Source organism: Candidatus Aegiribacteria sp. (genome assembly GCA_021108005.1).
Taxonomy (GTDB): domain Bacteria; phylum Fermentibacterota; class Fermentibacteria; order Fermentibacterales; family JCC-6; genus Aegiribacteria.
This window is the reverse complement of sequence record JAIORS010000060.1, coordinates 1-8,086: the sequence shown is the minus strand read 5'-3', so window position 1 is coordinate 8,086 and position 8,086 is coordinate 1. Positions and strand designations below refer to the sequence as shown.

Annotated in this window: 8 protein-coding genes; 2 read left to right on the top strand and 6 right to left on the bottom strand. The window is 47.1% G+C overall.

Annotated elements, in window-relative coordinates; all coding sequences use genetic code 11:
- A partial coding sequence (locus K8S15_03655; protein MCD4775130.1) for a hypothetical protein occupies positions 1-215 on the top strand: 215 nt, incomplete at its 5' end.
- A gap of 112 nt (positions 216-327) precedes the next feature.
- On the opposite strand, the gene K8S15_03650 is transcribed toward K8S15_03655, so the two are convergent.
- Positions 328-813 carry a hypothetical protein gene (locus tag K8S15_03650; GenBank protein MCD4775129.1) on the bottom strand — a complete coding sequence of 162 codons (486 nt, stop codon included), beginning with the start codon at positions 811-813 and terminating at the stop codon, positions 328-330.
- A gap of 415 nt (positions 814-1,228) precedes the next feature.
- Between K8S15_03650 and K8S15_03645 the strand changes: the two genes are divergently transcribed.
- Positions 1,229-1,681 (top strand): nucleotidyltransferase family protein, encoded by a 453-nt coding sequence (locus K8S15_03645; protein ID MCD4775128.1) that lies wholly within the window; start codon positions 1,229-1,231, stop codon positions 1,679-1,681.
- A gap of 112 nt (positions 1,682-1,793) precedes the next feature.
- Here K8S15_03645 and K8S15_03640 read toward each other — a convergent pair whose 3' ends face one another.
- The 5 genes from K8S15_03640 to K8S15_03620 all read right to left on the bottom strand — a co-directional run bounded on the left by K8S15_03640 (position 1,794) and on the right by K8S15_03620 (position 7,957).
- The gene (locus K8S15_03640; GenBank protein ID MCD4775127.1) at positions 1,794-2,537 is read right to left on the bottom strand and encodes an ABC transporter permease; all 744 of its coding nucleotides are present in this window, start codon (positions 2,535-2,537) and stop codon (positions 1,794-1,796) included.
- Between the two features lies 1 nt (position 2,538).
- The gene (locus K8S15_03635; protein MCD4775126.1) at positions 2,539-3,396 is read right to left on the bottom strand and encodes an ABC transporter ATP-binding protein; all 858 of its coding nucleotides are present in this window, start codon (positions 3,394-3,396) and stop codon (positions 2,539-2,541) included.
- Between the two features lie 80 nt (positions 3,397-3,476).
- Positions 3,477-4,988 carry a PQQ-binding-like beta-propeller repeat protein gene (locus tag K8S15_03630; GenBank protein ID MCD4775125.1) on the bottom strand — a complete coding sequence of 504 codons (1,512 nt, stop codon included), beginning with the start codon at positions 4,986-4,988 and terminating at the stop codon, positions 3,477-3,479.
- Positions 4,989-5,021: 33 nt separating this feature from the next.
- A complete protein-coding gene (locus tag K8S15_03625) occupies positions 5,022-6,593 on the bottom strand; it encodes an HD domain-containing protein (protein MCD4775124.1) in 1,572 nt (523 codons plus the stop codon).
- 173 nt (positions 6,594-6,766) lie between these two features.
- The gene (locus K8S15_03620; GenBank protein MCD4775123.1) at positions 6,767-7,957 is read right to left on the bottom strand and encodes a YeeE/YedE family protein; all 1,191 of its coding nucleotides are present in this window, start codon (positions 7,955-7,957) and stop codon (positions 6,767-6,769) included.
- Positions 7,958-8,086: the final 129 nt, after the last annotated feature.

Sequence of the window (8,086 nt, the reverse complement as noted above, 5' to 3'; positions counted from 1 at the left end):
TTGAACCACATCTGAAGATGCCGGAAAACCTGGATAAGAGATATTTCATACTTTTCGCCGAAGCGCAGACCTCGGGCGGATTGCTTGCGACTGTAAGACCGGATCAGGTCGAAGCACTTGTGAACGCTCTCAAAGATCATGGTGATACTGAAACGACAATTATCGGAAGAGTCGAGAAACTGGATGATCCCACCGTGTTCCTCGAAATTGAATAAAGAAAAAGAATGTCGTTACACTCGCTGGATTCCCGACATGAAACGCAAAGCCGAAAAAGCACTTGCAGTCCGGGAAAGTAAAGCCTTGCCATTTTTGAGGTGGCTGCAACGTTCAGGCTGAATAACTGCCTTCACACATCGGATTCTGAAGATAGGACTTCGTGAAGATATCATAGAATCCTGATAATCCGTTGTAGGCGAGACGGATTCTTTTAAGGTCTTCTTCACTGCATCTGCCCGATTCAAGGCACGCATCTATCATGGAAAAGAGTTCTTCCGCTATAAGTGATGTTGAATAACCGGCACTGTCAAGAAGAGCTTCGAGATTGGTTTCTTTCTGTAATCCTGATGCCTCGCGGAGTCTTTCCGGGATTATGTACCACCTGTAACATGCAAGACAGTCAAGGGTGGAATCGTACATTTCATCGGTGTATTCGCTGAACCAGCTTTTATCGAGTACTTCCGACTTCGAAAAGAGGTGGTGTCTGGCGGTAAAAGCATTGCTTTTTCCTTCAGTTGAAACGACGGATCGGTAATCCTTCATTTTTGTCCAGAGATTTCTGTAACGATCTATGCGTTTTCTGATTTCACGTTTCATGTATGCCTCCTGTTTGATCACACTCTACAGGTAAACATATGTACACTATTCGGAATGTCAAGTATCGGTGCTTACTCCCAAAGGTTTCCGCCTAACCAATTCTGTTGCACTTACGAGTTGAATTCAGGTTGTTGACGTGGGGTGTATTCGGAAAGTATGGTCTATTTCAGGCAGGAATCGGAAGCTTTATTGGACAAATACGCTGTTCAGGATAATTTCCCGGAGTGTTTTGAAATCACGATTCCTATTGCTTAACTACGTAAGAAACAAAGGTCATTTATGCATGCAAGAATAGATAGAAGAGATATCAGCATAGGAACTTCTAAAGAACTGAAAGAAAAGAATATACGATATTGGTCGAAGAGCACCGCATCTGAAAAGTTTGAAACAATCACATACCTGAGGGAATGCTTTTATGGGTCTGAAGCAACTACCGGAAGACTTCAAAGAGTTTATACAGTTTTTAAACGATCATGAAGTTCATTACCTGCTTTTAGGTGGTTGGGCTGTTGGTCTTTATGGAAATCCACGAGCAACAAAGGATATTGACTTCCTGATAGCAACAGACGACGAGAACATCAGAAAATTGCAGCAGACGCTTCTTGCGTTTGGAGCACCAACTGTTGAAAACAAAGTTTTCCAGGAGAAAGGCAATGTGTTTCGAATGGGAAGATCACCAGTCCAGATTGATATAATTAATGAAGCAGACGGAATCAGATTCAACGAATGCTATAAGCGCAGAAACATCGTAAGAATTGATGGTATCGATATCAGCACGATATCCAAAACGGATTTATTAGTAAACAAAAGAGCTTCCGGTCGACACAGGGATTTAGCAGATATCGAATTCATCGAAAACAGGGAATAGCTATATACGAGGCAATTCCAAGTATCTACTGCTCATTACATAAATTCATGAATTGTATCGAAGGAACTGTAAAACTTACTCCTCCTCTGCAGCTGAAACAACGGATCGGTGCTTACTCCCACCTGAAGAATTTTGCGGCAATCATGAAGCCGACAACCGTGACGCCGCACAGAACAGCTATCTGAACGGGATAATCCCACAGGTGTCCACCGAGCCATAGACCCTGCAGCAGTTCTATTACATGAGTGAGGGGAAGAATCTGCGAGAAGGTTTTCAGAAAAGGCGGAAGCATTTCTCTTGGAAGGGCGGCTCCGGAAAGAAACAGCATTGGAAAATACATGACGTTGGAGATTATCATGCCGCTTCGGGCAGAGGGCGCCAGGCTGGCCGGAATGAATCCCAGTGCGGATATACTGAGTGTGGAAAGAACGAACGCGAAAAGCACTTCGGGAATACTGCCGTAGAAATGCATTCCGAAGACAATCACTCCGGCTGCAAGAAGAAGGAGCATCCCCATAACCGTAATTATGAAAAGTGACGATAACTCCGCTGTCAGAACCAGAAGTGGAGAAATCGGAGCTGCTTTGAACCTCCTGAGAATTCCCTTCTCCCGATAGGCTGCTATGCTCGTTGTAAGACCCGAGATACCGGTGGTTAAGATCACCATCCCTATGAAAGCTGGAACAGCGAAATCTATGTATCCAAAGTTCTCCCCTGGAAAGGGCTCATTACCCCAGATACTTCCGAAAAGCATCATGAGCAGCAGCGGGAAGATCAATGTAAAGAAGAAACCTGAGGGTTCTCTAAGGTAAAGAATAAACTCCGCCCGGGTCAGTCTGAAATACCGCTGCAGCATATCAGTTCCTTATCTCTTTTCCGGTAAGCTTCAGAAAAACATCTTCCAGTGTAGATTTTTCAGTATGGAAATTTCCAAGCTCGATCTTCCTGTCAACGAGCAATTTCACGATTTCAACAACCGCTAAACTGTCCTGTACACGCGCGGTAACATGCGCGCCCTCCCTGGAAACCTCAAGCACTCCGGGGATGGACTCCAGATCGTTCTCTCTGAAGTCGCTGGGAATACCCATTACTACATTGAGGGCAAAGGCATGGGATCTGACAAGCGAATCTGGAGTATCCAGAGCCACGATTCTGCCTCTATCGACAATAGCAACGCGGTCACAGAGCTTTTCAGCCTCATCCATATAATGAGTGGATAGAAAAACCGTTTTACCGTCATCCTTCAATCCCCTGACAAGATCCCACATAGAACGTCTTGACCGGGGATCAAGGCCGCTTGTCAATTCATCGAAGAATACGATTTCCGGATCACCAACCAGGGAAAGGGCCACGAAAAGTCTCTTTTTCTGACCGCCGGACAGGGCTGAAAAGTACGATTCTGCTTTGTCCGACAACCCAAGTTTTGAGAGAATTCCGCCGGTTTCCATGGGGTTTTTGTAAAAGCATGAGAACAGTTCCATGGCTTCCCTGACCTTCATTCTGTCTGGAAGTTCGGATTCCTGCTGCTGGATTCCCACCTTCTCAAGGAGGGTCTTCCGCTGACCGAGGGGGTTAAGGCCCAGTACGCTGATGACACCAGAATCGGGCCTGCGCATGCTTACGATGCAATCCATGGTTGTGGTTTTGCCGGCTCCGTTGGGCCCCACAATACCGAATATCTCACCCTTTGATACTTCAAGTGAGATTCCGTCCACAGCACGCACCTCGCCGTAACTTTTTCTCAGGTCTTCAACAAGAACAACCGTCTCAGGCAGAATAACCTCAATTCAACCGTTCAGTTAAGAATAGTTACTGTCTGTCTCAGTTCAGCTTCTTCATCTGACAGCACCACCAGGAAGCATCCCGAATTCCATGATGAAACGTCAACGGTTTCCTCACCGTTGAGTTTTCCAGACCAGACAAGCCGCCCGGAAATGTCGTAAATTCCGCAGTTCCATTCACCGTCAGGCGGAGTAAGTATCATAATGCCTTCAGACGGATTTCGCAGAACTGTGTTTCCTATAATAACTTCGTCCGGATGCTCTCCGCATGATGTACCGTCTGAGGATAGAAACGCCCAGGCATGGTAAGGCTGGCTCTGCTGATCCTGCAGACCTGTAAGTATTACAGGTGAAGGAGAAACGGTCTCCATGTACATAGTGCTTACATTGTACACCCTCTCCGTGAACGGCTGCTCCCAGATAAGATCCCCCGTGAACGCGTTGACAAGTGTTATCCTTCTTCCATTAACGCTTCCAGCGACAACGCACGGAACCCATGAACCACCTGCATAAACCGAATCAGCCCAGGCTATGCTCCAGGTATTCGAGCCTGTGGGATAGCTCCAGAGAGTTGTTCCGGTGGCTCCATCAAGACACACAGTTCCGGAGTTGTCTCCCGCTACAGCGATTTCGGCTATTCCATCTCCATCGAGATCAGGCCCCGCCTCAACATCAAGAAGCATTCCGCCGATATCCCTTGCCCAGAGAGAATCGCCACCGAGGCTGTAGCACTGAACTTCCCCGCTGAAGGAGCTGCTGACAAGCCAGGGAACAGTAGTCCCGCGGTCAACGGCCGACACGCACATTACGTCCCCTCCGCCGTTCCTGCTCCAGATAAGAGATCCGTCGGACCCATCAAGCAATTCAAGCGTATAGTCAGTATAGGAGTTTCCTCCTATTCCAAGGTAAACCTCCTGTACCCCATCTCCCGTTACATCGGGTACTGCAAGCACATCTTCAACTGCGTCCGCTGCTGTTCTGGTCCAGAGGGTATCCCCTGAAGCTCCGTTCAGGCAAGCTGCCACAGAAGTGTTCAAAGATCCGGTTGAACCGAACCCTCCGAGGAACTCCGGCAAACCGTCCGCGGTCTGATCTTCCATCAGACAGCAGCTGTAACCCCACCCGGCTCCGGAGGGAATGTTCTCGTATGCGCTCCACTGCCATATCATTGAGCCGTCTATCCCCGAAACCAGTATCATGCATCTGCCCGGAGGAGCGTAACCGCCAGGTGTTACCATCAGAATATCTCCGTAACCGTCACCGTTCATATCCGGTACTCCCGCAAGCCCCTCATCCTGATAAATCCCGTTGTACTGATCGCTGCTCCAGAGTGTATTCCCGTCAGCACCCGAAAGGCACCACAGAGTAGGCTCATCATCCCAGAAATTCACACCGCTGACAACATCAGGAACACCGTCTCCGTTCAGGTCGCCTATTTCAACCGTTGAATAAACACCGCCGCTTGTAACGTTGGCCCACAGTGTATCCGGTGCATTTGCCGTAAGAATCAATATCATCAACATCATTCCAGACCATCTCCTTCCGGGGTCTTAATCACTTCATTTCCTCTCACCAACATATTTCTCAAGAGAGATGATAACCCTTGATGAGAATTTGCCTATTTTTCCTTTTTTTAGCTCGTATAGAACGTCCATGGGCATTTTAGGAATTCTGTACCTTCTATTTGGTGTAATCGCCGCACTGTAAGTATCACTTATTGCTACTATTTCCGTTTCCAGACTGATGTTCTTCTTACCTTCCGGATAACCACTACCATCTATTCTCTCGTGATGGTCCTCGGCAATCTCCGCTTCTTTTTCCAGATCAAGTTTTCTGAGCATCCTTGCCCCCTCAGCAGGATGAATCTTGATTACCTCCCAATCAAGATCGTCCAACGGGGCAATTTTATTCAGCGAGTACCAGGGAATTGCGCATTTGCCAATATCGTGCAGCTGGGCGGATGTCCCTATAAGTTTGATTTCGTCATGATTCAATGACAGCACTTCCGCTATTCCAACAGCCGTCTTTTTAACGTTCTCCGTATGTTCGCTGCCAAGGTACCAGTCCTTTATTCTCAGAACTTTCAACAGATATTCAAACAGCCCCTTTTCCCTGAAAAAAATGTGGAGGTCTTTCTTCCCTTTTTTGCTTGCGAGAATGTTATAAACGTGAAGTCCATCTCTCATCGTCAGCGTTTCCGAAAGCGTATTCCCGTAGTATCCCGCATCATCCAGAGAACGGATCATCAATTCAATACTCTTCTCCGAGTTTCCCTTATTCGCCAGTACAAGAGCTTTTATCCGATGATAACCCGGTTCTACCAATCCTCTGGTATTCTCGCTTACATCTCTGATTATTCCCTCAAGAATTTCATCAGCCTCTTCAGGCCTACCTCTCCTTGCTCTTGCTTCGGCTTTATTCAGCAGCGTAAGACATCTGGCTGGTTCTGATTCGGTTTCTTCCATTTTTTCTTCCGCAATACTTAATACCCGTTCCAATTCCTCTTCTTCCTTTATCGTCCTTTCTGTAACGAGCAATGAATCTATATAGTTATTAGATATCATTTTGGTTGCCCAGAGGTATTTCCTTTCAGTTGCGCTTTCAAACTGCTCAGGGTTAACTTTTCTTATTTCAGAGACAGCTTCCCGATAAACGTAATTCGCATCGGCATAATTCTCACGATAGATATGAAGTATTCCCGCGTAATTGTTAAGAAATAAAGGTAAGAACAGCAGGTTTTTCTTTTCACTTTTCAATTTTTCACAGTAACATGCCGCTTCCTTTTCAATGCTTTCTGTCGGGTATCCCAGATTGGCAAATGCTCCCGCAAGATACATCTGCAGCCAGAACATTTTTTCATTACCTCTGTATTCGTAATGATGCGCATCCGCTTTCATTATTTTATAGGATTCCATTGGAGCGCCAAGAGCTCTTAGTTTTTTTCCTATATCGTATGACATCGGATCTACATCCCTGTCCATATTTCGAATGAAACTATGATAATCAGATAACCTCTCCGTAAAACCTATTAACACGCTGTCGACAAGATCTCGGGGTGAGTTCAATGCATTAAGGTATTCAAGAAATGCCTCTCCCATAGTCAATTCAACGTTTCTTGTTAAGATATTCAAGAGAAAAGTTACCTGAATCCTCTCATTCGGTCCTAGCCCGCATCAATACAAACATACTACCATGATTACGATATTAATGATCGAATGCAAGCCCTGCCCATAAATGAGAAATGGGGCGGGAGAGATCCCGCCCCTGTTCTGATCAGCTCGGTCGGATCAGGATGTTTCCTCTACTAGTAAGCGGAGAACTTACCTGTCCGCTCGTTCCATTTCACAAAAAGGTACCAGAGAAGCATGATTGCCAGGAATACACCAACTGCTGCTCCATAGCCAATCTTCTCCGGCAGGAAAAACTGCTGCTTCAGGCTTTCGGGAAGAGCGTCGAAGAAAGCGGGTTTAATGAACTTCGCCGTAAGTGGCATTGCAACAATCATACCGGCAATGGAAGCCCAGAGTTTGACATGACCCTCACCGGCGCGCCATAGAGAACCAACGGTACACCCTCCGGCTATTGTCATTCCAAACCCGAAGATAGTTCCTCCGACGATGGCAGGCACCCAGAAGTGCGGCCATACCCATATCATATCGCCCCTGACGCCCATGAACTTGATTACGACAAAACCGAACATAGAGACCAGAATACCCACCATTACTGCGACTGCGGGAGTAGAGCTTCCGGACATGAACGGCTCACGAAGCGCTCTGACGACACAGAAGCGTGACCGCTGACAGACCATGCCGAAGAAAAGACCAATGGCTGCGTACCATGCGAGTACACTGCTGGTACCGGTGTATCTGAAGGCTATTATCAAACCTATCAATACAACTACCGCTCCGGCGAACGGCTGCCAGGATCCCCTGTTCTTGCCAGCGGACAGGAACGAAGAGGTTTTTCCGCTGCTTAACTTCGGAAATCTGTTAATTTCGAAGAGCAGGTATTTAACGGCAATCCATGTGCCGATTACGAGCCCTACTGTGAAAACGACCGCACCAAGTGAAAGTGCAGGCCAGCCGCTGAAAAACCCGCCTATGGTACAGGATACACCAAGTACGGCTCCAAGCCCCATCAGGAGGCCTCCTATAAGACCCTTGAAAAGCTCGCCTAAAGGAGGAAATCTGAGGGCGAACTGCTTGGAAAAGAGGGCTCCAGCAAACGCACCCATTATCAGCAGGATGCACAGAACAGAGTAAGGGAATAGACTAATCGCCCCCATGTTGGCGAATTCCCCACCCATCAGGTTGAATAAGTTGTCACCCCAGTTTTTAACTCCACCTGAAGCGCCCCAGGGCTTCAGAACTATGAAAAGACAGATGTTTCCTACGCCCAGCAGGATTCCACCCACCCACATAGGCCATGATTTAGAAAAGAAGATATCGTACAGTTCGCGCAGACTTCCTTTTTTCTTCGAACCGGATTCGCTCATAGTTATCTCCTTAGAAAATCAAGCAGTATTCAGGGGTAGTTCAGTTCCATCCCTGCTGCTCGGATATGCTGAACTGTGAACCTATTCTCCGCGACGGATGAAGAATGTAAACCCGTCTTCGACCTCGAC